18 protein-coding genes and 1 pseudogene are annotated in these 22,179 nt (G+C 72.2%); 13 read left to right on the top strand and 6 right to left on the bottom strand.

Translation table 11 applies throughout. From position 1 onward, the window contains the following. Window positions 1-364 (bottom strand): annotated as a pseudogene (locus tag ABZU25_RS26910) (hypothetical protein); the annotation flags it as partial. A gap of 373 nt (window positions 365-737) precedes the next feature. Here ABZU25_RS26910 and ABZU25_RS26905 point away from each other — a divergent pair. The 3 genes from ABZU25_RS26905 to ABZU25_RS26895 all read left to right on the top strand — a co-directional run bounded on the left by ABZU25_RS26905 (window position 738) and on the right by ABZU25_RS26895 (window position 5,524). Further along, window positions 738-932, top strand: coding sequence for a hypothetical protein (locus tag ABZU25_RS26905; protein ID WP_030487463.1), 195 nt, complete (start codon window positions 738-740; stop codon window positions 930-932). Between the two features lie 357 nt (window positions 933-1,289). Further along, window positions 1,290-4,904: a chromosome segregation protein SMC gene (gene smc / locus ABZU25_RS26900; protein ID WP_355032154.1), complete on the top strand. Its 3,615-nt coding sequence runs from the start codon at window positions 1,290-1,292 to the stop codon at window positions 4,902-4,904. Next, the gene (locus ABZU25_RS26895) at window positions 4,904-5,524 is read left to right on the top strand and encodes an HAD-IA family hydrolase (RefSeq protein ID WP_355032153.1); all 621 of its coding nucleotides are present in this window, start codon (window positions 4,904-4,906) and stop codon (window positions 5,522-5,524) included. The genes smc and ABZU25_RS26895 overlap by 1 nt, the downstream gene beginning before the upstream one ends. Before the next feature lie 7 nt (window positions 5,525-5,531). Here the strand turns inward: ABZU25_RS26895 and ABZU25_RS26890 are convergent, their stop codons facing one another. The 5 genes from ABZU25_RS26890 to ABZU25_RS26870 all read right to left on the bottom strand — a co-directional run bounded on the left by ABZU25_RS26890 (window position 5,532) and on the right by ABZU25_RS26870 (window position 10,549). Further along, window positions 5,532-6,059, bottom strand: a complete 528-nt coding sequence (locus ABZU25_RS26890; RefSeq protein ID WP_355032152.1) for a DinB family protein — start codon at window positions 6,057-6,059, stop codon at window positions 5,532-5,534. A gap of 42 nt (window positions 6,060-6,101) precedes the next feature. After that, window positions 6,102-6,596, bottom strand: coding sequence for a universal stress protein (locus ABZU25_RS26885; protein ID WP_355032151.1), 495 nt, complete (start codon window positions 6,594-6,596; stop codon window positions 6,102-6,104). Window positions 6,597-6,605: 9 nt separating this feature from the next. Beyond that, the gene (locus tag ABZU25_RS26880) at window positions 6,606-8,225 is read right to left on the bottom strand and encodes an MDR family MFS transporter (protein WP_355032150.1); all 1,620 of its coding nucleotides are present in this window, start codon (window positions 8,223-8,225) and stop codon (window positions 6,606-6,608) included. A gap of 145 nt (window positions 8,226-8,370) precedes the next feature. Further along, entirely contained in the window at window positions 8,371-8,811 is a 441-nt protein-coding gene (locus tag ABZU25_RS26875; protein WP_355032149.1) for a MarR family transcriptional regulator, read from the bottom strand. A gap of 10 nt (window positions 8,812-8,821) precedes the next feature. After that, complete coding sequence (locus ABZU25_RS26870; protein ID WP_355032148.1) at window positions 8,822-10,549, bottom strand: alkaline phosphatase D family protein; 1,728 nt, start codon at window positions 10,547-10,549, stop codon at window positions 8,822-8,824. 149 nt (window positions 10,550-10,698) lie between these two features. Here ABZU25_RS26870 and ftsY point away from each other — a divergent pair, with 149 nt between their 5' ends. The 10 genes from ftsY (at window position 10,699) to ABZU25_RS26820 (ending at window position 22,118) form a co-directional block, all read left to right on the top strand. Then, window positions 10,699-11,880 (top strand): signal recognition particle-docking protein FtsY, encoded by a 1,182-nt coding sequence (ftsY, locus tag ABZU25_RS26865; protein ID WP_355032147.1) that lies wholly within the window; start codon window positions 10,699-10,701, stop codon window positions 11,878-11,880. Between the two features lie 6 nt (window positions 11,881-11,886). Further along, window positions 11,887-12,750: an aminoglycoside phosphotransferase family protein gene (locus ABZU25_RS26860; RefSeq protein WP_355032146.1), complete on the top strand. Its 864-nt coding sequence runs from the start codon at window positions 11,887-11,889 to the stop codon at window positions 12,748-12,750. A 275-nt stretch (window positions 12,751-13,025) separates the two neighbouring features. Continuing rightward, on the top strand, window positions 13,026-14,438 hold the full coding sequence (locus ABZU25_RS26855) for an ammonium transporter (protein WP_355032145.1): 1,413 nt from the start codon (window positions 13,026-13,028) through the stop codon (window positions 14,436-14,438). Between the two features lie 25 nt (window positions 14,439-14,463). After that, on the top strand, window positions 14,464-14,802 hold the full coding sequence (locus tag ABZU25_RS26850) for a P-II family nitrogen regulator (RefSeq protein WP_172862163.1): 339 nt from the start codon (window positions 14,464-14,466) through the stop codon (window positions 14,800-14,802). 17 nt (window positions 14,803-14,819) lie between these two features. Continuing rightward, a complete protein-coding gene (locus ABZU25_RS26845; RefSeq protein WP_355032144.1) occupies window positions 14,820-17,150 on the top strand; it encodes a [protein-PII] uridylyltransferase in 2,331 nt (776 codons plus the stop codon). Between the two features lie 125 nt (window positions 17,151-17,275). Then, a complete protein-coding gene (locus ABZU25_RS26840) occupies window positions 17,276-18,439 on the top strand; it encodes a sensor histidine kinase (protein ID WP_355032143.1) in 1,164 nt (387 codons plus the stop codon). Next, window positions 18,436-19,092: a response regulator transcription factor gene (locus ABZU25_RS26835; RefSeq protein WP_355032142.1), complete on the top strand. Its 657-nt coding sequence runs from the start codon at window positions 18,436-18,438 to the stop codon at window positions 19,090-19,092. The genes ABZU25_RS26840 and ABZU25_RS26835 overlap by 4 nt, the downstream gene beginning before the upstream one ends. A 114-nt stretch (window positions 19,093-19,206) precedes the next feature. After that, entirely contained in the window at window positions 19,207-20,766 is a 1,560-nt protein-coding gene (gene ffh, locus ABZU25_RS26830) for a signal recognition particle protein (protein ID WP_355032141.1), read from the top strand. A 38-nt stretch (window positions 20,767-20,804) separates the two neighbouring features. Continuing rightward, a complete protein-coding gene (locus tag ABZU25_RS26825) occupies window positions 20,805-21,020 on the top strand; it encodes a hypothetical protein (RefSeq protein WP_355032140.1) in 216 nt (71 codons plus the stop codon). Window positions 21,021-21,038: 18 nt separating this feature from the next. Then, window positions 21,039-22,118, top strand: a complete 1,080-nt coding sequence (locus tag ABZU25_RS26820) for an amidohydrolase family protein (RefSeq protein ID WP_355032139.1) — start codon at window positions 21,039-21,041, stop codon at window positions 22,116-22,118. The last annotated feature ends 61 nt before the right edge of the window (window positions 22,119-22,179 follow it).

Genomic DNA, 22,179 nt, shown 5'->3' with positions numbered 1-22,179 from the left:
CGGGGCTGCTGCCGCGCCACCCGTCGCTGCTCGTCCCGGCGGGGGCGCTGCCGCGCCACCCGTCGGTGGTCGCGCCGGCCGGGCGGCTGTCGTGCCAGCCCTCGGTCGGCTCGTGCTCCGGGCGGTGGTCCGGCCTGGCGGCGGGGTGAGCGTCGCCCAGCGCGCCGGGGGTCTCCGGGGCCGACTGCCAGCCGGTCGGGGGCTGCTCCCGGTGCCACTCGTCGCCGGGCTGGTCGGGGTCGTCACCGAACAGGTAGGCCGAGCGGGGCTCCGGACGGTCGTGCAGCCAGGTCGGCTCGTCGGTCGGCCGCTCGGCGCGCCGGGAGGCGCCGTTCGGGTCCATCGGGTCGGTCCAGCCGTACACGCCTATGCCTCCACGGGTCGGTTGCGGGCCGGGGTGACGCTACGGCGCGCCTGCGACCTGCGGCAACGTGGCTAAGGAAGAGTTAAGGGGAACTCGGACGCCAGGGTGCGGAATTCCGCGGATCCGGGCGTACAGTAAAGGTGTCCGGACAGAGCGTGTCCGTGCCATTGCGGCAGCCCCCCGACAAGTGGACAGGTCGACGTAGAGATGATCTACGGCCTGCGAGAACTTGACGAAGGAGGGGTTTGCGGCTCAATATATAGGTGTCGCCAGTCGCGCCCGGTCATGCCCAGATACAGCCTGGAATGACAGCCGCGTGCAAAATGGGCGCGCGTTGGCCGGCCTTTCCGGCAGCGCATATCAAGGAGTCAGCATGGCGAAAGCCCTCTACGGCCACGTAGGTGCAGCGCCCGACCGGCGTCTGCTCGACGAGGTCACCCGGCTGCGTTCCAGGGTTCAGGCACTGGAGTTCGAGATCACACGGTTGCGTGCCGACAATGATCGGCTTGCGGCGGCTGCTGCGGAGGCAGATGATCTGCTCCGTCTGGCCGAGCCGGCGCTGACCTGATCTCCGTGTCGCAAAACTGAATCGCACTCTCGCAAAATGCGCGCCGACACCTCAGTGCCGGCGCGCAACACTGTCCGGCCCCTTTCGGTGCCGACGATTTGTGATCTTGCGGCCGGTCCCGCCCTTACCGCGTCCTCGGTATCCGAATAGCACGCCGAGCGATAAGCCGATCATGAACGGCCCTCGTCCCTGTCGTGACCGCCAGAACAACAGCGCGCTCGCGTCTCGCGCCCGCGCCGCACGCGGCCCGGGGCGGGTCGCGTGCCCGCCCGCTCCCACCACCGGGTTAGTCTGCGAGTTCACCCAGGTCCCCACAGCCGGCGACGGTACGGCGGCCACCGGACGAGGATCGAGAAGGTGTATCTCAAGAGCCTGACGGTGAAGGGCTTCAAATCCTTCGCCTCCGCCACGACGTTGAAGCTGGAGCCCGGGATCACCTGCGTGGTGGGCCCGAACGGCTCCGGCAAGTCCAACGTCGTCGACGCCATCGCCTGGGTGCTCGGCGAGCAGGGCGCCAAGGCGCTGCGCGGCGGCAAGATGGAGGACGTCATCTTCGCCGGCACCGCCGGCCGCGCGCCGCTGGGCCGTGCCGAGGTCACCCTCACCATCGACAACACCGACGGCGCGCTGCCCATCGAATACACCGAGGTCTCCATCACCCGCCGGATGTTCCGCTCCGGTGAGAGCGAGTACGAGATCAACGGCAACACCTGCCGGCTGCTCGACATCCAGGAGCTGCTGTCCGACTCCGGCATCGGCCGGGAGATGCACATCATCGTCGGGCAGGGCCGTCTCGACGGCATGCTGCACGCCAAGCCGGAGGACCGCCGCTCGTTCATCGAGGAGGCGGCCGGCGTCCTCAAGCACCGCAAGCGCAAGGAAAAGGCGCTGCGCAAGCTCGACGCGATGCAAGTGAATCTCAATCGCTTGACCGACCTCACCGCCGAGCTGCGCCGCCAGCTCAAGCCACTGGGCCGGCAGGCCGAGGTGGCCCGCCGAGCGGCCGCCATCCAGGCCAACCTGCGCGACGCCCGGCTGCGCCTGCTCGCCGACGACCTGGCCACCCTGCGGACCACCCTCGACCGGGAGATCGCCGACGAGACGGCGCTGCGGGAGCGGCGTGAGCAGATCGAGGGCGAGCACGCCGAGGTGCAGGGCCGGCTCGGTGAGCTGGAGGCCGCCCTCGCTGAGGACGCTCCGCTGCTCGCCGCCGCCCAGGACACCTGGTACAAGTTGTCCGCCCTCCAGGAACGCTTCCGCTCCATCGAGCAGTTGGCCCGGGAGCGGCTGCGGCACCTCAGCGCCGGCGGCGACGACGAACGGCCCGGCCGCGACCCGGACCAGCTGGAAGCCGAGGCGGAACGCGTCCGCGAGCAGGAGGAGGAACTGCGCGCGGCGCTCACCGACGACCAGATCCGGCTGGCCGAGGCGGTCGAACACCGCCAGGAGCTGGAACGGCAGCTCGCCGCCGCCGAACGCGAACTGGTCGCCGCGGCCAAGGCCATCGCCGACCGGCGCGAGGGAATGGCCCGGCTCACCGGTCAGGTCAACTCCGCCCGAGCCCGGACCACCAGCGCCGGCGAGGAGATCGAACGGCTCGCGGTCGCGCACGCCGACGCGTTGGGCCGCGCCGAACAGGCACAGGCCGACCTGGACGCGGTGGCCGCCCAGTCCACCGAGGCCGACCGGGACAACGCGGACCTGGACGCCCGGCACGCCGAAGCGGTTGCCGTGCAGGAGCGGGCGCAGGCCACCGTGCGATCGCTGGCCGACGCCGAACGGACGGCGGAGAAGGACGCCGCCACCTGGAAGGCCCGGGAGGAGGCGCTCGCCCTGGGTCTGCGGCGCAAGGACGGCGCCGGGGCGCTGCTCGCCCGCGCCGGCGACGTGCCCGGCCTGCTCGGCAGCCTCGCCGGGCTGCTCACCGTCGCGCCGGGCCACGAGGCCGCGCTGGCCGCCGCGCTCGGCGGCCTCGCCGACGCGGTCGCCGTCAGTGGGGTGGACGAGGCCGTCGAGGCGATGCGGCTGTTGAAGATCTCCGACGCCGGCCGGGCCGGCCTGCTCGTCGGCAGCCCGGCGGGGCCCGGTATGACCGGCTCCGCGGACGCGCTGCCCCCGAAGCTGCCCGACGAGGCCCGGTGGGCTCCCGACCTGGTGGAGTGCAGCGCCGAGCTGCGTCCGGCGGTGCACCGGGCACTGCGGGACGTGGCGCTCGTCGACGACCTCGCCGCCGCGGCCGACCTGGTCGCCAGCAACCCCGAGCTGCGGGCGGTCACCCCGGACGGCGACGTGGTCGGGGCGTACGCGGCGGCCGGTGGGTCGGCCAAGGCCCCCAGCTACATCGAGGTGCAGGCGGCCGTCGAGGAAGCCCGCACCAACCGACTCACCGCCGAGCGCGGTGGCGCGGAACTGCGTGACCAGCTCGTCGAGGCGCGCGCCGAGGTGGCCGCCGCCAAGGAAACCGTGCAGCACGCCGCCGCCGAGCAGCGCGAGGCGGAGAGCCACCGCAACGCCGCCGCCCGCCGGTTGGCCGAGCTGGGCGCGGCGGCCCGTTCGGCGAAGGCGGAGACCGACCGCCTCGGCGAGTCCCGAGCCCGCGCCGAGGCGGCCCGGCAGCGGGACCTCACCGCGCTCGCCGAGCTGGAGGAACGGCTGCGGCTGGCCGAGGAGACCCCGGTCGACGCCGAGCCGTCCAGTGCGGAACGCGACCAGCTCGCCGCCATGGTGCCGCAGGCCCGGCAGAACGAGATGGAGGTTCGGCTCGCGGTGCGTACCGCTGAGGAGCGGGTCTCCTCGATCGCCGGTCGCGCCGACTCGCTGACCCGGCAGGCCACCGCGGAGCGGGCCGCGCGGGAACGCGCCGCGGCCCGGCGAGCCGCGCGCACCCGCGGCGCGGGCATCGCCCGCGCCGTCGCCGGCGGCGCCCGGGAGGCGCTCACCCGGCTCACCAGCTCGATCGCGACGGCCGAGGAGCACCGCGACGCGGTCGCCCGGGAACGCGCCGCCCGTGAGGCCGAGCTGCAGGAGGTACGCGGGGCGGCCAAGCGCCTCGGCGGGGAGCTGGAGCGGCTGACCAGCCAGGTGCACCGCGACGAGGTGGCCCGCGCGGAGCAGCGGCTGCGCATCGAGCAGTTGGAGGCGAAGGCCGCCGAGGACTTCGGGTTGGACGTGGAGACGCTGGTCGCCGAGTACGGCCCGGCGCAGCCCGTCCCGCCGACCCCTGTCGACATCGCGGCGGCCGAACGTGACGGCCTGCCGGTGCCCGAGCCGGTGCGCTACGAGCGGCCGGTGCAGGAGAAGCGGGCCGCCAAGGCGGAACGCGAACTGGCCCTGCTCGGCAAGGTCAACCCGCTCGCGCTTGAGGAGTTCGCCGCGCTGGAGGAGCGCTTCAAGTTCCTCTCCGAGCAGCTGGAGGACCTCAAGGCCACCCGTCGGGATCTGCTCACCGTGGTCAGGGACGTGGACGAGCGGATCCTGGAGGTCTTCGCCAGCGCCTTCGAGGACACCGCCCGGGAGTTCGAGCAGGTGTTCACAGTGCTCTTCCCCGGCGGCGAGGGCCGACTGATCCTCACCGACCCCGACGACCTGCTCACCACCGGCGTCGAGGTCGAGGCCCGCCCGCCGGGCAAGAAGATCAAGCGGCTGTCCCTGCTCTCCGGTGGCGAGCGGTCGCTGACCGCGGTGGCCATGCTGGTGGCGATCTTCCGCGCCCGGCCCAGCCCGTTCTACATCATGGACGAGGTGGAGGCGGCGCTCGACGACGTCAACCTGGGACGGCTGATCCTGTTGCTGGCACAGTTGCGGGAGAAGAGTCAGCTGATCGTCATCACGCACCAGAAGCGGACGATGGAGATCGCCGACGCGCTCTACGGAGTGACAATGCGCAGCGGGGTCACCCAGGTGATCAGCCAACGGCTCAACCGGGCCGACGAGGACGACCAGCGGCACCGCCGCGGCGAGGAGAACGGGTAGTGGCTCGGGAACGCGCGACGGCGCTCCTGCTGGACTTCGACGGCGTACTGCGCCGGTGGGACCCGGCGGTGGCCGCCGTTGTCGAGCGGGAGTACGGCCTCTCCGAGGGGGTGCTCGGCGAGATCGCCATGCAGTGGGGACGGCTCCAGCCGGTGCTCACCGGCCAGGTCAGCCACGCTGAGTGGATGAGCAGCGTGGCGGACGCCCTGACCGAGTCGGTGGGCAGCCCCGAACGGGCCCGCGCCGCCGTCGAGCAGTGGCAGAGCCATCGAGGCGAGGTCGACAAGGAGGTGCTGGCGTTCGTCCGGGAGGTCCGCGCCGCCGGGATCACTGTCGGCCTGGCCACCAACGCCACCGACCTGCTGGACGCCGACCTGGCCGCGCTCGGCCTGGTCGGTGAGCTGGACGTGGTCGTCAACTCCTCCACGATCGGCGTACACAAGCCGGCTTCGGAATACTTCCAGGCCGCCTGCCAGGCGCTGGCCACCCCGCCGGCCCGGGTCCTCTTCGTCGACGACGAGGACTGGGCCGTGCGGGGTGCCCGCTCCGCCGGGCTGTCGGCGCACCGCTGGGGCGGCCACGCCGACCTGCGTTACCTGCGGGCGGCCCTGGGCCACTGAGCGTCGGTCAGTCGCCGGTGACGCCGTCGATGCGTTCCCGGATCAGGTCGGCGTGACCGTTGTGCCGGGCGTACTCCTCGATCATGTGGACGTACACCCAGCGCAGGCTGAAGGTGCGGGTCCCGTCGCTGCGGGTCAGCTCGAACGTCTCGTCCAGGGACCGTCCCTCGGCCGCCGCCCGTGCCGCTTCGACCTCGGCTCGGAAGGCGGCGAAGGCGCCCTCCGCGTCGGCGCCGGCCGCAGCATGGAAGTCGGCGTCGTTGTCGGTGTCGTAGTCGAAGAGGTCGGGCAGGTCCTGGCCGGCGGAGCGCTGGCGGAACCAGGAGCGCTCGACGTCGGTCATGTGCAGGACCAACCCCAGCAGGCTCAGGCCGGACGGCTCGACGCTTGCCGTGCGCAACTGCTCGGCGGTCAGGCCGGCGCACTTGTGCAGCAGGGTGTCGCGGTGGTAATCGAGCCAGCCGTCCAGCATGGTGCGCTCATCAGCGACCAGGGGCTCCTGACTGCGGTCGATCTTCGGTGCTCTCCATGTCATCGGGTCATCCTGCGGCTCGGGTACGACAGTCGCGAGCGGATTTCAGGGCACCACGACGACGGGCCACCGGCCGGTGCGGACCAGGCGGGTGGCGACCGAGCCGACCAGCCGGTGACCGGCCTGCTCGGAGGTGCCCACCACCACCATGTCGGCCTGGAACTCGTCGGCCGCGGCCCGCAACTCGCCGTAGGCGTCGCCGCGCCGGCACACGAAGGTCACCGGGATGCCCCACTGCTCGGCCCCCCGCCGGCACTCCCGGCGCAGCTCGTCGGCCAGCTCGTCGTGGGTGCGCTGGACCGCGCCGGCGTCCATGCCGGGCACCAGCGCGGTCAGCCCGCTGGCCGAGCTGACGAAGACCACCACCAGGGCGGCGCCCTGCCGGCGGGCCAGGCCGGCGGCGTAGGCACCGGCCCGCTCGGAGGTGCGGGTGCCGTCCACGCCCACCATGACCACCCGGGGACCGTCGGTGCCGCGCTCGAAGGGCAGCGGGCGGGTCCGGGGGCCGTACTCCTCGCGGTCCGGTGCTCCCACGCTCATTGTTCTACCTCACCTCTGTTCGCCGGTGCGGACCACTGCCGCGCCCGCGCCGGCTGCGACTGTCGATTCCCGCTCGACCTCGTCGGAAACCGGGTCGCCGTTGTGCTGGCGCAGTGGCACCTCCTTGATGAAGGCCACCGCGATCAACGCGACCAGCGCGAAGGGGGCGGCGGTCAGGAAGATGTCACCGGCGCCGTGGCCGTACGCGCTCTCCACCACCGCCCGCAGCGGGCCGGGCAGGGTGTGCACGTCGGGCAGGGTGCCACCGCTGCCGGAGCTGGATGCGGGGATGCCGAGCTGGGCCAGCCCGTCGGCGGTGTAGTCCTTGACCTTGTGGGCGAGCACCGCGCCGAGGGCGGCGACGCCGATCGCGCCGCCCAGGCTGCGGAAGAACGCCACCACCGAGCTGGCCGCGCCGAGTTCGTGCGTGCCGACGGTGTTCTGCACGGCGAGGACCAGGTTCTGCATGGTCATGCCCAGGCCGACGCCGATCAGCAGCATGTAGACGCTGAGCACTGTGAAGTTGGTGTCCGCGCGGAGCGTGCCCATCAGCGCGAAGCCGACGGTGAGTAGCGCCGACCCGATCACCAGGTACCGCTTCCAGCGGCCGGTCTTGCTGATGACCCGCCCGATGACCGTGGAGGCGACAAGCAGGCCGAGGATCATCGGCAGGGTCATCAGGCCGGACATGGTTGGGCTCTGCCCGCGGCTGATCTGGAAGTACTGGCCGAGGAAGATCGACGCGCCGAACATGCCGACACCGACCGCGACGCTGGCCACGACGGCGAGGGTGATGGTGCGGTTGCGGAACAGCCGCGGCGGGATCATCGGCTCGGCGGCCCGGGTCTCCACCCGGATGGCGAGGGCGCCGAGGAGTAGCGCGCCGACGACCATGACGGCGGTCTGCCAGGAGGCCCAGGCGAACTGGTCGCCGGCGAGCGAGACCCAGATCAGCAGGACCGAGACGGCCGCGGTGATCAGGGTGGCGCCCCACCAGTCGATCTGCGCCTTCCGCTTGACCACCGGCAGGTGCAGGGTCTTCTGGAGCACGATCAGGGCGACGATGGCGAACGGCACGCCGACGTAGAAGCACCAGCGCCAGCCGAGCCAGGAGGTGTCGACGATCACGCCGCCGATCAGCGGGCCACCGATGGTGCCGACGGCCATCACGGCGCCGAGGTAGCCGCTGTAGCGGCCCCGCTCGCGCGGCGCGATCATCGTGGCCATGATCACCTGGGCCAGCGCGGTGAGGCCACCGGCGCCGATGCCCTGCAACACCCGGCAGGCGATCAGCTCACCGGTGCCCTGCGCGAGGCCGGCCAGCACCGAGCCCAGCACGTAGATGCCCAGGGCCAGTTGCACGAGGGTCTTCTTGCTGGTCAGGTCGGAGAGCTTGCCCCAGATCGGGGTGGTCGCGGTGGTCGCGAGCAGAGCCGAGGTCACCACCCAGGTGTACGCGGACTGGCCGCCGTGCAGTTCGGTGATGATCCGCGGCAGCGCGTTCGAGATGACCGTGGAGGAGAGGATCGCGACGAACAGGCCGAGCAACAGGCCGGAGAGCGCCTCCAGGATCTGCCGGTGGGTCATGGTGACGGCGGTCGCCGGGCTGGGCACTGTCGCCTGGCTCATCGTTGTTGCCTCCGAGCGGAGTTGAGGTGGAGCGGCGGCGGGTGGTGCGCACGGGCCGCCTGAGAGTTGCCTGAAGCAACCGTATGCCTTGGTTGCCTGAAGCAACAACTTGGCGGACCGGCGCCCTATTCCCCGTCGAGGGGCGCTACTGCCAGGAGTCGTTGAACCGGCCGAGCAGCCGGGCGAACTCCTCGACGTCCCGGCTCGGCCAGCCGTCCAGCGCGCGCAGGAACTCGCCCAACCGGGCCGCGCGGGCGACGTCGAAGCGGCGCTGCCCCTCCTCGGTGAGGTGGATCTGCGCGGCCCGCCGATCGCTCGGATCGGGATCGCGGTGGACCAGCCCGAGGACCTCCAGCGCGTTGATCTGCCGGCTCAACGTGCCCTTGCCCACACCGAGCCGCGCCGCCAACTCGGTCAACCGGATCGACCCACTGCGCCGCAACCAGAGCAGCAGCCCGTAGGTGTTCGGCTCCAGATTCGGGTGCACCTCCCGGGCGATCTCCCAGGAAACCGCCCGTCCACGACGCAGCAGAGCGGTCAACTCGTGCTCGACCGCCCGGATCGGCTCCGGCAGGTGCTCATCCACGGCGTAGAGACTACGACGCCGGCGGCTCGCCACCACCGGAGAGTCGACGCCGCATCACGGGGCGTAGGTGCCCGTCCTTCGTGGTGCCCTCGATGACCACATCCGCCCCGCGCCCCTGATGGGTAAGCGTGGCGACCGCGTTGCCGAAGTAGGGACCGGCCAGCTTGCGCCAGCGCACCCCCGGTCGGCGTACGCCCGCCGAACGGGCCAGCGCCCGGGTGGCCCCCGCCGGACCCGACGACCAGCCCATCCGCATCAGCGGACGGATGCCGGCCGGCACCTGGTTGTGGATCGGTGAGCAGGTGAGCTGGTGCACGGGCGTGACCACCGCCGGGTCGAAGAACCGGGCCCGAGCCACGTACGAGTGGTGCACATCCCCGGAGAGCACGCTGATCGACGCCGGCGGGGCGTAGGCCGGACCGGCGCCGACCCGCGCGCCGGACTGCCTCGGGGTGCCGGTGCCGATGCGGGCGAAGGTCTCCGCGAGTGCCTCGAACGAGCGCCGGAACGCCGCCCAGTGCTCCAGGTCCAGCGCGCGGCGCAGCTTTTCCGCCCCGCGTGCCACCCAGGGTCGACGCGAGTCCGCGAGCTTCTCGTTCCACGCCTCGATGTGATGGATGCCCTGCGGCAGCAGCCAGGGCAGCGACGCGCCGACCACCAGGTGGTCGTAGATCCCGTGCGCCTGGTCGAGGAACCAGGACCACTCGCCCGGTGGCAGCATGGCCCGGCTCCCCGGGTCGAGCACCCGGCTGCACCGGTTGTCCAGCATGACCAACCGGGTCCGGCCCAGATCCAGTGCGTAACTCCACTGGTACTGCACCGTGCGCCAGCGTTCGGTGTCGTGCGCCAGGTCCGACTCCTTGTCGACCCGGTGCCCGAACTCACGCAACACACCGGTGGCGTCCTCGGCGGCGGCGACCTTGGCGAAGACCGGGTCGGCGGCGATCTCGTCGGGGGACAGGTTGCCCAGGTGCTGGTAGACCCAGTACGAGGCGAGCCCGCTGCCGATCCGCTCCTGCCACCACGGCTGCTCGCGCACCTCCGCACGCCAGGCCGCCGAGGTGTTCCAGTCGTCGATGATCTCGTGGTCGTCGAAGATCATCACACTCGGCACGGTGGAGAGCAGCCAACGGATCTCGGGATCGCGCCAGGACTCCAGGTAGAGCTTTGTGTACTCGTCGAAGCTCACCACCTGGTCGGCCGGTGCGCCCTTCGGCCGCCGCCGCCGCCGGCGCAGCAGCCGGCGCACCGTGGGCGAGGTGACATCGGCGTAGACCTGGTCACCGAGCAGCACCAGCAGGTCGGGCGGCGGGTTCGACTCCGGGTCGGCCATCAACCGCCGGGCGTACGCGTCCAGCGCGTCCGGCGGCAGCTTCCGGGTGGTGGCGTGCTGGGTGGTCTCCCGGCACGAGCCGAAGATCAGGTTGACCGGCTGGTCCCGGTCGTCGGCGGCCCGGGTGCGGATCACGCTCGGCGGGAAGCCGCTGCTCGGCACCGGCCAGACCACCTCGTCGTCGACAAGCACCTCGTAGGTGGTCACGCTGTCCGGGGTGAGCCCCTCCACCACCACCAACGCGTAGTGGTGCTCGTACGCCGAGAAGGTGGGCGCGGTGCCGGTGGCGCCGCTGGCGGTGCGGACGGTGACCACGGCGGGTGCCGCCGTCTCCACCCAGATGGTGGCCCGGGTGTCGACGACTCGCCGCAGGAGGGGGCCGATGAGGAGGTGTGCGGCGGGCATGCGGCCGAGCCTACCGCCGGTTCCTGGCACCAGCCGGGTGCGGTGGTTGAGACCCCGGGCACCGCTCGGGGTGCGGTGGCTGGGACCCCGGGCACCGCTCGGGGTGCGGTGGCTGGGACGCCGTCGCCGCCATCTGACAGGATTCCGGCATGGCCGAATATCTCGTCCTCGCTCTGGTCCTGCTCGGTGTGCTGGTCGCCGGCACAGTCGGGCTGGTCGTGCCGCGACTGCGGCGGCGGCCCGTGCCCCCGCTTCCCCGCACCGAGGTCGACACCAGAGCCGAGGAGGATCTCGCCGGCCCGCCGGTGGAGGCACCGGAGTCCGATCTGTCCACCGGCGTCCTGGTCGAGCCACCGCCGGTCATCGAGGCACCGGTGGAGGTGCCCGAGCCGACCGCCGGACGACTGGTCCGGCTCCGCTCGCGGCTGTCCCGCTCGCAGAACGTCTTCGGCAAGGGCCTGCTCGGCCTGCTCGCCCGCGACCACCTCGACGAGGACGTCTGGGAGGAGATCGAGGACAGCCTGATCACCGCCGACGTCGGCGTCGACGCCACCCGCGACATCGTCGACCGGCTCCGCGAGCGCACCCGGGTGCTCGGCACCCGCTCGGCCTCCGAGCTGCGGGCGCTGCTCGCCGCCGAGCTGGTCAACGCGCTCGACCCGAGCCTGGACCGGTCGCTGCGGACCGCCCCGAAGGACGGCGTGCCGGCCGTGGTCCTGGTCGTCGGCGTCAACGGCGCCGGCAAGACCACCACCTGCGGCAAGATCGCCCGGGTGCTGGTGGCCGACGGCCGCAGCGTGCTGCTCGGCGCCGCGGACACCTTCCGGGCCGCCGCCGCCGACCAACTGGAGACCTGGGGCTCGCGCGTCGGTGCGGAGACCGTCCGTGGGCCCGAGGCCGCCGACCCGGCCAGCGTCGCCTTCGACGCGGTCAAGCGCGGCATCGACACCGGCGTGGACACCGTGCTCATCGACACCGCCGGCCGCCTGCAGAACAAGGTCGGCCTGATGGACGAGCTGGGCAAGGTCAAGCGCGTGGTGGAGAAGCAGGGCCCGATCGACGAGACACTGCTCATCCTGGACGCCACGACCGGCCAGAACGGCCTGGAACAGGCCCGGGTCTTCACCGAGGTGGTCAACGTGACCGGAGTGGTGCTGACCAAGCTCGACGGGACCGCCAAGGGTGGCATCGTGATCGCCGTGCAGCGCAAGCTCGGCATCCCCGTGAAGCTGGTCGGCCTCGGCGAAGGCAAGGACGATCTGGCCCCGTTCGACCCGGCGCAGTTCGTTGACGCGTTGCTGGGGACCGAGGCCACCGGACGGGACGCGTAGTCTCGGGTGACCACCGACGATCGCGCGTACGCGGGCTGGCGCGAGCCCGGCCACCCCTCGCAGCGCCTCGGGAGACCGTACGTGACTTCGCAGGAGATCCCGCTGCACGGCGGGAACGTGAGCACCGTCGTCCGCGTCGGTGACACGGTCCGCCGCAACGCCGGGCCGTGGACGCCGTCCGTGCACGCCCTGCTGCGGCACCTGGAGTACGTGGGCTTCACCGGCGCGCCCCGGGCGCTCGGGATGGACGAGCGCAACCGTGAGGTGCTGTCGTACCTGGAGGGGGAGTGCGGCGAATATCCGCTCGCCCCGCACTGGGTGACCGACGAGGCGCTGGTCACCGTCGCCACGATGCTGCGGATGTTCCACGACGCGCAGTACGGGTTCACCCCGGCACCGGGGGCGGTCTGGCGCTCGTTCGGGCCCCCACCGCCGGACACCGAGGTGATCTGCCACCACGACGCCGCGCCGCACAACGTGATCTGGCGGCCGGACGGCACCCTCGGGCTGATCGACTTCGATCTCGCCTCGCCCGGGGCGCGGATCTACGACGTGGCGTACGCGGCCTGGACCTGGGTGCCGATCTTCGCGGACCGGGACTCGATCACGCTGGGCTGGAAGCACCCGGACCGGCCGCGCCGGCTTCGGCTCTTCGCCGACGCGTACGGGTTGATCCCGCGCGACCGGCACCGGCTGATCCGGACCATCCGCAAACGGATCGTGGACCACGTCGAGGGGATCCGCCGGATGGCCGCCGCCGGTGAGCCGGCGTTCGTCCGGATCGTGCACAAGGGCCACCTGCGCCGGCCGATGCGGGATCTGCGGCTGCTCGACTACGAGCGGCACGCCCTGGAGAACGCCCTCCGCTGAGCGCCAACCGGTCGATGCTCGGCCGGTCCCGTCAAGCGGACCGGGCGATGGGCCTGGCCGGTCAGCCATCGACGTCCGCCGTCCGAACGATCCACCATTGTCCATGCCGCTGACTGTGCGGACTTCGTGACACGTACGAAACAACCCGTCACGAACCGGAAACCCGCACGGGACCGTGGGTGAAACAGCCGGCCGCGAAGCTTCCGCGCAACCGGCCTACGGGCGACGCTGCCCCGGAAAGCCGCGAAGGAGGACTTCACCTTTAGGAGGCCAGCGTGCCTGAAGCACCGACGATCGACGGCGCCAATACCACGTGGCTGCTGGTGTCGACAGCGCTCGTGCTGCTCATGACCCCCGGACTGGCGCTGTTCTACGGCGGCCTCAACCGGGCCAAGGGCGTACTCAACATGATGATGATGAGCTTCTCGGCTATCGGGCTCATCTCTATTCTGTGGTGGTTCTACGGTTTCAGCGTCGCCTTCGGGACCGACGTGAACGGCTTCTGGGGTGACCCGGGCGCGTACCTCGGCACCAAGACCTTCCTCGCCGAGACCGACCTGTGGGGTGCCACGGCGGAGAACCCCAGCGGCATCGGGGTTCCGCTCTACGTGTTCATGGCCTTCCAGATGGTCTTCGCGGTGATCACCGTCGCGCTGATCAGTGGTGCCATCGCCGACCGGGCCAAGTTCGCCGGCTGGCTGCTGTTCGCCTTCGGTTGGGCGACGCTCGTCTACTTCCCGGTCGCGCACTGGGTGTGGGGCGGCGGCATCATCGGCGGTGACATCCACGCGCTGGACTTCGCCGGTGGCACGGCTGTGCACATCAACGCCGGTGCGGCGGCCCTGGCCGTGGCGCTGGTGCTCGGCAAGCGGCTCGGTTGGCCGCGGGAGGGCATGAAGCCGCACAACATCCCGCTGGTCGCGCTCGGTGCGGGTCTGCTGTGGTTCGGTTGGTTCGGGTTCAACGCCGGTTCGGAGTTGACAGTCGACTCGGTCGCCGGCCTCGCCTTCATCAACACCCAGCTCGCCACGGCGGCGGCGGTGCTCGGCTGGATCGCTGTCGAGTGGGTCAAGACCCGCAAGCCGACAATGGTGGGTGCCTCGTCCGGCGCCGTCGCCGGTCTGGTCGCCATCACCCCGGCCTGTGGTTTCATCGCCCCGTGGGCGTCCGTCCTGCTCGGCATCGTCGCCGGTGCGGTGTGTGCGCTCGCCGTCGGCCTCAAGTACAAGCTCGGCTACGACGACTCCCTCGACGTGGTCGGCGTGCACTTCGTCGGCGGTTGGATCGGCTCGCTCTGGCTCGGCCTCTTCGCCACCAACTCGGTGAACGCCGCGATCACCGACGTGGTGGGCGCCTCCGACGGTCTCTTCTACGGCGGCGGCGCCACCCAGCTCGGGCGGCAGGCCCTCGCCGGCCTGATCGTCACCGCCTGGTCGTTCGGCATCGCCTGGGTGCTCGCCTTCGTCATCGAGAAGACGATCGGCTTCCGGGTCAAGGGTGAGGCGGAGGTCGACGGCATCGACATCGCCGAGCACGCCGAGAGCAGCTACGACCTGTCCCCGGCCGGTGGCGGCACGGGCAGCGCGTTCGCGATGGCCGGCATCGGCACCCCCGGTGGCGGCACGACGAGTGGCGCCAAGCCGGAGGCGGAGCCCGCCGAGCCGGTAAGCGAAAAGGTCGCCGGTTAACGTTCCTGGGATGGAGGGGTTGGACATGAAGCTGGTGACCGCGGTCATCAAGCCGTACCAGCTGGACGCGGTGAAGGAGGCCCTGCACGCCCTCGGGGTGGCCGGGCTGACCGTCAGCGAGGTTCAGGGGTACGGGCGGCAGAAGGGGCACACCGAGGTCTACCGGGGTGCCGAGTACACGGTCGAGTTCCTGCCCAAGATCCGGGTAGAGGTGCTCACCGACGAGATCGACGTGGACAAGGTGGTGGACGCCATCGTCGGGGCAGCCCGCACGGGCAAGATCGGTGACGGCAAGGTCTGGGTCACCGGTGTCGAAGAGGTCGTCCGGGTGCGTACCGGCGAACGCGGCCTCGACGCACTCTGACCTGGACCACGACTGACATGACCTCGTTGATCAAGAAGGACGCGTCAGGCAACACCGCTGACGGTGACGCGAACCTCTTGATCAACGAGGTCGTCGGCGTTCCCGGGGGGATCGGGGAGGCCGCCCGGCTGGCCCGGGCGGCCGCGTACGACACGTTTCTGCGCGGGTTACTGCCGGCGCAGGACGGAGTGGCACTGCTCGCCGTCGGGGGGTTGGGCCGCCGCCAGTGTGCCCCGTACAGCGACCTCGACCTGGTGTTGCTGCACGCCGGGGTGCCCGGCACGAACGAGTTGGCCGCCTCGATCTGGTATCCGATCTGGGACGCGGGCCTGCGACTCGACCATTCGGTGCGAACCGTCGCCGAGGCGCTCTCCGTTGCCCAGGACGACGTCAAGGTCGCCCTCGGGCTGCTCGACGCCCGGTTGATCGTGGGCGACCAAGCGCTGGCCGACGCGTTGATCCGCACCGCCGCCGATCATTGGCGGCGCACCGCCGTACGGCACCTGCCCGGCCTGCGGGAGGTCACCACCGCGCGCTGGCAGGCCCACGGTGAGCTGGCGTTTCTGCTGGAGGGCGACCTCAAGGAGGCCGCCGGTGGCCTGCGCGACGTGGGTCTGCTGCGGGCGATCTCCGCCGCCGGCATCACCGACGCGCTGCGTCCCGCCGTCCGCGCCGCCCACCTTCGCCTGCTGGACACCCGGGACGCCCTGCACCAGCAGGTCGGCCGCCGGGTCGACCGGTTGGTCGCCCAGGAACGCGACGGGGTGGCCGCCCTGCTCGGTCTGCGACAACTCCAGCCCGGCGCGTCGGACGCCGCGCGGCGGCCTGGAGCCGTCGTGGAAGACGGCGACGCCCTCCTGCGGCGGGTCGCCGGTGACGCGCGCACGGTCAGCCACGCTCTGGATGACGCCTTCCGCGCCGCCGACCGGCTGCGCTCCGGCCGGTCCCGAGGCGGCAACGGCCGCCCGGCGCGTCGACCGGTGGCCCGTGACGTGGTCGAGCACGACGGTGAGTTGGTGCTGGCCCGGACGGCGATCGGGGCGCGCCCCGACCCGAGCCTCTCGCTGCGGGTGGCCGCCGCGGCGGCTACGACCCGCCTGCCGATCGCACGGGCCACCTGCGAGTGGCTGGCGGCGTACTGCCCGCCGCTGCCCGCGCCCTGGCCGGCCGAGGCCCGGGCCGCGCTTACCACTCTGCTCGGCGCCGGTCCCGGCCTGGTGCCCGCCTGGGAGACCTGCGACCGGTACGGCCTGGTCGACGGCTGGCTGCCCGAGTGGACCCGACTACGCAGCCTGCCCCAGCACAACCCGGTGCACCGCTACACCCTCGACCGGCACCTCGTGCAGACCGCTCACGAGGCCAGCCGGCACGCCCGCGAGGTGGAACGCCCCGACCTGCTGCTCCTCGGTGCTCTCCTGCACGACATCGGCAAGGGCCTCCCCGGTGATCACAGCACCGTCGGCGTGCCCGTTGCCCAGGCGGCGGCGACCCGGATCGGTCTGCCCCCCAGCGAAGTGGAGCTGATCGGCACGCTGGTCCGTCTGCACCTGCTGCTGCCCGACGTGGCCACCCGCCGGGACCTGGCCGACCCGGTCACCATCGCCGCGGTGGCCGAGGCGGTCGGTGACACCGGCACCCTCGACCTGCTGCACGCGCTGGTCCGGGCCGACGCGGCGGCGACCGGGCCGGCGGCCTGGTCGGACTGGAAGGGCCGGCTCGTCGCCGAGCTGGTCGCCCGGGTCCGCACCGCACTCGACACCGGCGTGCTGCCCGAGCCGCCGGCACCGGACCCGGCACTGCTGGCCGGGCCACTGCCGGTCGTCCACCTGACCGGGGACCGGGTGTCGGTCGCCGCGGCCGACCGGCGGGGCCTGCTCGCCACGGTCGCCGGCTGCCTGGCCCTGCACCGGTTGGAAGTGATCTCCGCGGACGCGTCAGTGGTCGACGGCCGGGCACTTGTCGAGTGCCGGGTGCAACCCCGCTACGGCCTGCCGCCGGATCCGGTGCCGCTCCGCGCCGACCTGCGCCGGGCGGTCGGCGGTGACGTGTCGGTCACCCAGCGACTGCGCGGTCGGGCGCTCGCCGCCCGGGGCAGCGGTGCCGCTCCCCGGGTTGTCTGGCACCGCGAGGCGGCCACCGACGCCGTGCTGCTGGAGCTACGCGCTGCCGACGCCGCCGGCCTGCTCTACCGGGTCACCTGCGCGCTCGACGAGGCGGGCGCACTGGTCCGCGCAGCGCGCATCTCCACTCTCGGCGCGGACGTGGTGGACGCCTTCTACCTGGTCGGCGGTTGGCCGGACGACGAGGCCCGAGCGCGCCTGGAGGAAGCCGTCCTGGCCGCTGTCTGACCTGCGGCTCTCTCCAGGCGCGGGACGTGGGCCGGGGTTGTGGCGGCCCCTACGTCCGGGGGCGTAGGAACGGTGTCGCTCGCGGACGCACGTCGGGGGGCGTCGGCGCGGGCAGAATGACGGCCATGCGATGGAACGGGCAGCGTGGGTGGCGGGCCGCGGCGGCGGACGCCGTGCTTGCCCTGGCGCTGCTCGGGTTCGGGCAACTCGCCACCGGTCTGGCCGGTGACAACCAGCCCGGGTCGAGACCGGTGGACACCGCGAGTCGACTGCTGATCGCGGTGGCCGCGCTCGCTCTGCTGGCCCGGCGGCAGGTCCCGGTCACCACCCTCGCCGTGGTGACCGTGGACACCGCGACGTACCTGGTGCTCGGCTATCCGTACGGGCCGATCCTGCTCACGTTCCTGGTCGCGGTGTACACGGTGGCGGTGCGGCTGCCGGTGCGTCCGGCGGCGCTCGTCATCGGCGGCGCGTTCGTGGTGTTGCTGACGCACGTCTTCTGGTCCCGGGGTCCGGCCCCGGGCTGGGCCGGAGTGCTCCCGGCGTCGGCCTGGGTGGCCGTACCGTTCGCGGTGGGGGTCGTGGTGCGGGTCAACCGCGAGGTGGCGGCGCGCAGCCGGGCCGAGGAGGCCCGCGGTCGCGCCGAGGAGGCCCGGCGGCGGGCCGACGAGGAGCGGTTGCGGATCGCGCAGGAGGTGCACGACGTGGTGGGGCACGGGCTGGCCGCGATCAGCATGCAGGCGGAGATCGCCCTGCACCTGCTGCCGAAACGACCCGAGCAGGCGGAGACCGCGCTGACCGCGATCAGCCGGACCAGCCGTGAGGCGCTTGACGAACTCCGGGTCACGCTGGGCGCGGTTCGGCGGGGTGCGGAGCGCGAGCCGGTACCCGGCCTGGCCCGGCTGCCGGCACTACGCGACCGGCTCGCCGGCGCCGGGCTCGCCGTCGAGGTACGTGTGGTCGGTGCCCCCCGGGAGCTGCCGGCCGCGCTGGACCTGGCCGCGTACCGCCTGGTGCAGGAGGCGTTGACCAACGTGCTGCGCCATGCGGGGGTGGCGAACGCGCAGGTGACAGTTGACTACCGCGCCGACGAGGTGACGGTCGAGGTCACCGACCGGGGTGCGGGTGCCAGGGCCGCCGGGACCGACCCGGCCGACGACGAGAGCGGGCACGGTCTGGCCGGGATGCGGGAGCGGGTCACGGCGCTGGGCGGGTGGTTGACCACCGGGCCGCACGCCGGTGGCGGCTTCCGGGTGTACGCCCGACTGCCCGCGGAGCCGGCCACGTGATCCGGGTGCTGATCGCCGACGACCAGGACCTGGTCCGGCTCGGTCTGTGCGCGCTTGTGGAGAGCGAGGACGACCTGGCACTGGCCGGCGAGGCGGCCGACGGGCTGCGGGCGGTGGAGCTGGCGCGTCGGGAGCGACCGGACGTGGTGCTGATGGACATCCGGATGCCCGGCATCGACGGCATCGAGGCGACGCGGCGGATCGTCGCGGACCCCGAACTGACCGCCACCCGGGTGGTGGTGCTGACCACCTTCGAGCTGGACGAGTACGTCTTCGACGCGCTGCGGCACGGCGCGAGCGGGTTCCTCACCAAGGACACCCGACCGGCTGAGCTGCTGCGCGCGATCCGGTTGGTCGCCGAGGGGGAGGCGCTGCTGTCGCCGTCGGTGACCCGTCGGGTGGTGCGGGAGTTCGCCACCCGGCCGTCCCGGGTGCCCCGCCCGCACCCTCGGCTGGACACGCTCACCGACCGGGAGCGCCAGGTGGTCGGCCTGGTCGGTGAGGGGCTGAACAACGAGGAGATCGCCGCCCGGCTGGTGGTCAGCCCGGCGACCGCGCGCACCCACGTCAGCCGGGCGATGGGCAAGCTGGGAGCCCGGGACCGGGCCCAGCTCGTCGTGTTCGCGTACCAGTCGGGGTTGGTGTCGGGGTGAGGCCCGGGCCGGGCGACAGCGGCCTTGCGGCGGGGCGGTTACCCTAGCGGTGGCCGGACTCCGCAGTGCCGGCCGCGTTGTGCCCGCCGGAACACTGACAAACGGGATGTTCGCGTGTTTGACACCTTGAGTGACCGCCTGTCCGGGATCTTCACCAAGCTCCGCGGCAAGGGGCGGCTCACCGACGCCGACATCGACGCCACCGCGCGCGAGATCCGCCTCGCGCTGCTGGAGGCGGACGTCGCGCTGCCGGTGGTCAAGGGCTTCATCGCGGCCGTCAAGGAGCGGGCCCGCAGCTCCGAGGTCTCCGAGGCGCTGAACCCGGCCCAGCAGATCATCAAGATCGTCAACGAAGAGCTGATCACCGTGCTCGGCGGCGAGGGCCGGCGGCTCCAGTTCGCCAAGCAGCCGCCGACCGTGATCATGCTGGCCGGTCTCCAGGGTTCCGGTAAGACCACCCTGGCCGGCAAGCTGGCCCGCTGGCTCAAGAGCCAGGGGCACCAGCCCCTGCTCGTCGCCGCCGACCTCCAGCGCCCCAACGCCGTCGGGCAGCTCCAGGTGCTCGGTGGCCGGGCCGGCGTCGAGGTGTACGCCCCGGAGCCCGGCAACGGCACCGGTGACCCGGTGCAGGTGGCCCGCGCCTCGATCGAGCACGCGAAGCGGGCGGCCCGCGACATCGTCATCGTCGACACCGCCGGCCGGCTCGGCATCGACGCCGAGATGATGCAGCAGGCCGCCGACATCCGCGACGCCGTCTCGCCGGACGAGGTCATCTTCGTCATCGACGCGATGGTCGGTCAGGACGCGGTCCGCACCGCCGAGGCGTTCCGCGACGGCGTCGGCATCACCGGTGTGGTGCTCTCCAAGCTCGACGGCGACGCCCGCGGTGGCGCCGCGCTGTCGGTCCGCGAGGTGACCGGGCAGCCGATCCTGTTCGCGTCCACCGGCGAAAAGTTGGAGGACTTCGACGTCTTCCACCCCGACCGGATGGCCAGCCGGATCCTCGGCATGGGCGACGTCCTCACTCTGATCGAGCAGGCCGAGCAGGCCTTCGACTCCGATCAGAAGGAGAAGATGACCGCCAAGCTGATGGGCGGTGAGCAGTTCACGCTTGACGACTTCCTCGACCAGCTCATCGCGGTGCGGCGGATGGGCCCGATCGCCAACGTGCTGGCCATGATGCCCGGCATGGGGCAGATGAAGGACCAGCTCGCCGACCTGGACGACAGCCACTTCGACCGGGTCACCGCGATCATCCGGTCGATGACCCCGGGCGAGCGCACCAACCCGAAGATCCTCAACGGTTCCCGCCGGGCGCGCATCGCCAACGGCTCCGGGGTCACCGTGATGGACGTCAACCAGCTGCTCAACCGCTTCGCCGACGCGCAGAAGATGATGAAGCAGATGGGCGGCATGATGGGCCTGCCCGGCGGCGGCCGACGCAAGGCGACCAAGAGCCCGAAGAACAAGCGCAAGGGCACCAAGGGCGGCGGTCGGCCCCGCACGGGCGCCGGTGCCGGGATGCCCGCGGGCTTCCCGGGTGGCATGCCGCAGCTCCCGCCGGGGATGGACCCGAACGACCTCGCGGGCGGCCAGGGCCTACCGCCCGGCTTCAAGCTCCCGAAGATCGACTTCAACAAGCTCGGCAAGGGCGGCGACAAGGGCCCGCGCTGACGCGTGTCGGTGACGGCGGGCTGTACGACAAGGCGAAGGTGTACGAGCACGCCGGCATCCGGTCCTACTGGGTGGTGGATCCGCTCCAGGAACGCGTCACGCTCACCGAGTACGTGCTCGGCGCCAATCGTGAGTACGAGCAGGTCGCGCACACCGAGGACCTGTTCGTCACCGAGCACCCGTGGAAGGTCTCCGTCGACCTGCCCGCCCTGACCACCCGGAAGAACGACCTGCTCGCCCCCGAGGAGGAGTGATCGGGTAGGACTGTGCGCATGGCTCTTCACGTGCGCGGTGTGCTGCTCCCCGACGACGAGGTCCGCGATCTGTGGCTGGTCGGCGACCGGGTGACCTTCACCCCGGTGCCCGGCGCGGAGACGGTGGTCGACGGCGGCTTCGTCCTGCCCGGGCTTGTCGACGCGCACTGCCACATCGGCATCGCCCGCGGCGGCGCCCCGATCACCTCCCTCGACCAGGCCCGCGAGTTGGCCCACCTCGACCGGGACGCCGGCGTGCTGGCGATCCGCGACGCCGGCTCGCCGTACCCGTACCCCGAACTCGACGACGAACCGGGCCTGCCGCGACTGGCGCGCGCTGGCCGGCACGTCGCGCCACCGAAGCGCTACCTGCGCGACATCGGGGTGGAGGTGGGCGCCGCCGAGGTGGCCGCCACGGTGGCCGCGCAGGCGCGGGCCGGCAACGGCTGGGTCAAGCTGGTCGGCGACTGGATCGACCGCGGCGTGGGTGACCTGGCGCCGGCCTGGGACGCGGACACCCTCACCGCTGCCGTGCGGGCCGCGCACGACGCCGGGGTACGCGCCGCGGTGCACACCTTCTCCGAATCAGCGGTCGAGATCATGGTGCGGGCCGGGGTGGACTCGGTGGAACACGGCACCGGGCTCAGCCTCGACCTGATCGACGAGATGGCCCGGCGGGGCACCGCGCTGATCCCCACGATGATCAATATCGCCACCTTCGGCGGCATCGCCGAGCAGGCACGGGCCAGGTTCCCCGGGTACGCCGACCACATGCTCGCGCTGCGTGACGGTTTCCCCGAGGTGGTGCGCGCCGCGCACGAGGCGGGAGTGCCGATCTACGTGGGCACCGACGCCGGCGGCGGCATCGACCACGGGCTGGCCGCCGAGGAGATGCTGCTGCTGCACGAGCGGGCGGGTATGGCGCCGATCGACGTGCTCGCCGCCGCCTCCTGGGGCGCCCGGGAGTGGCTCGGCTTCCCCGGCCTGGTCGAGGGCGGTCTCGCCGACCTGACTGTCTACCCGGAGGACCCCCGCCTCGACCTCCGCGTCGTCCGCGCCCCGTCCCGCACGATCCTCCGCGGCCAAGTAGTGCGCTGACCCCGCCCCGCCCCGCCCCGCCGCCCCGCCCCGCCGCCCCGCCCCGCCGCCCCGCCCCGCC

Source organism: Micromonospora sp. NPDC005215, assembly GCF_040607915.1.
In the GTDB taxonomy this organism is placed as follows: Bacteria; Actinomycetota; Actinomycetes; order Mycobacteriales; family Micromonosporaceae; genus Micromonospora.
Note: the sequence above shows the minus strand (reverse complement) of the source record. Positions and strands in the feature narration are given on the sequence as shown.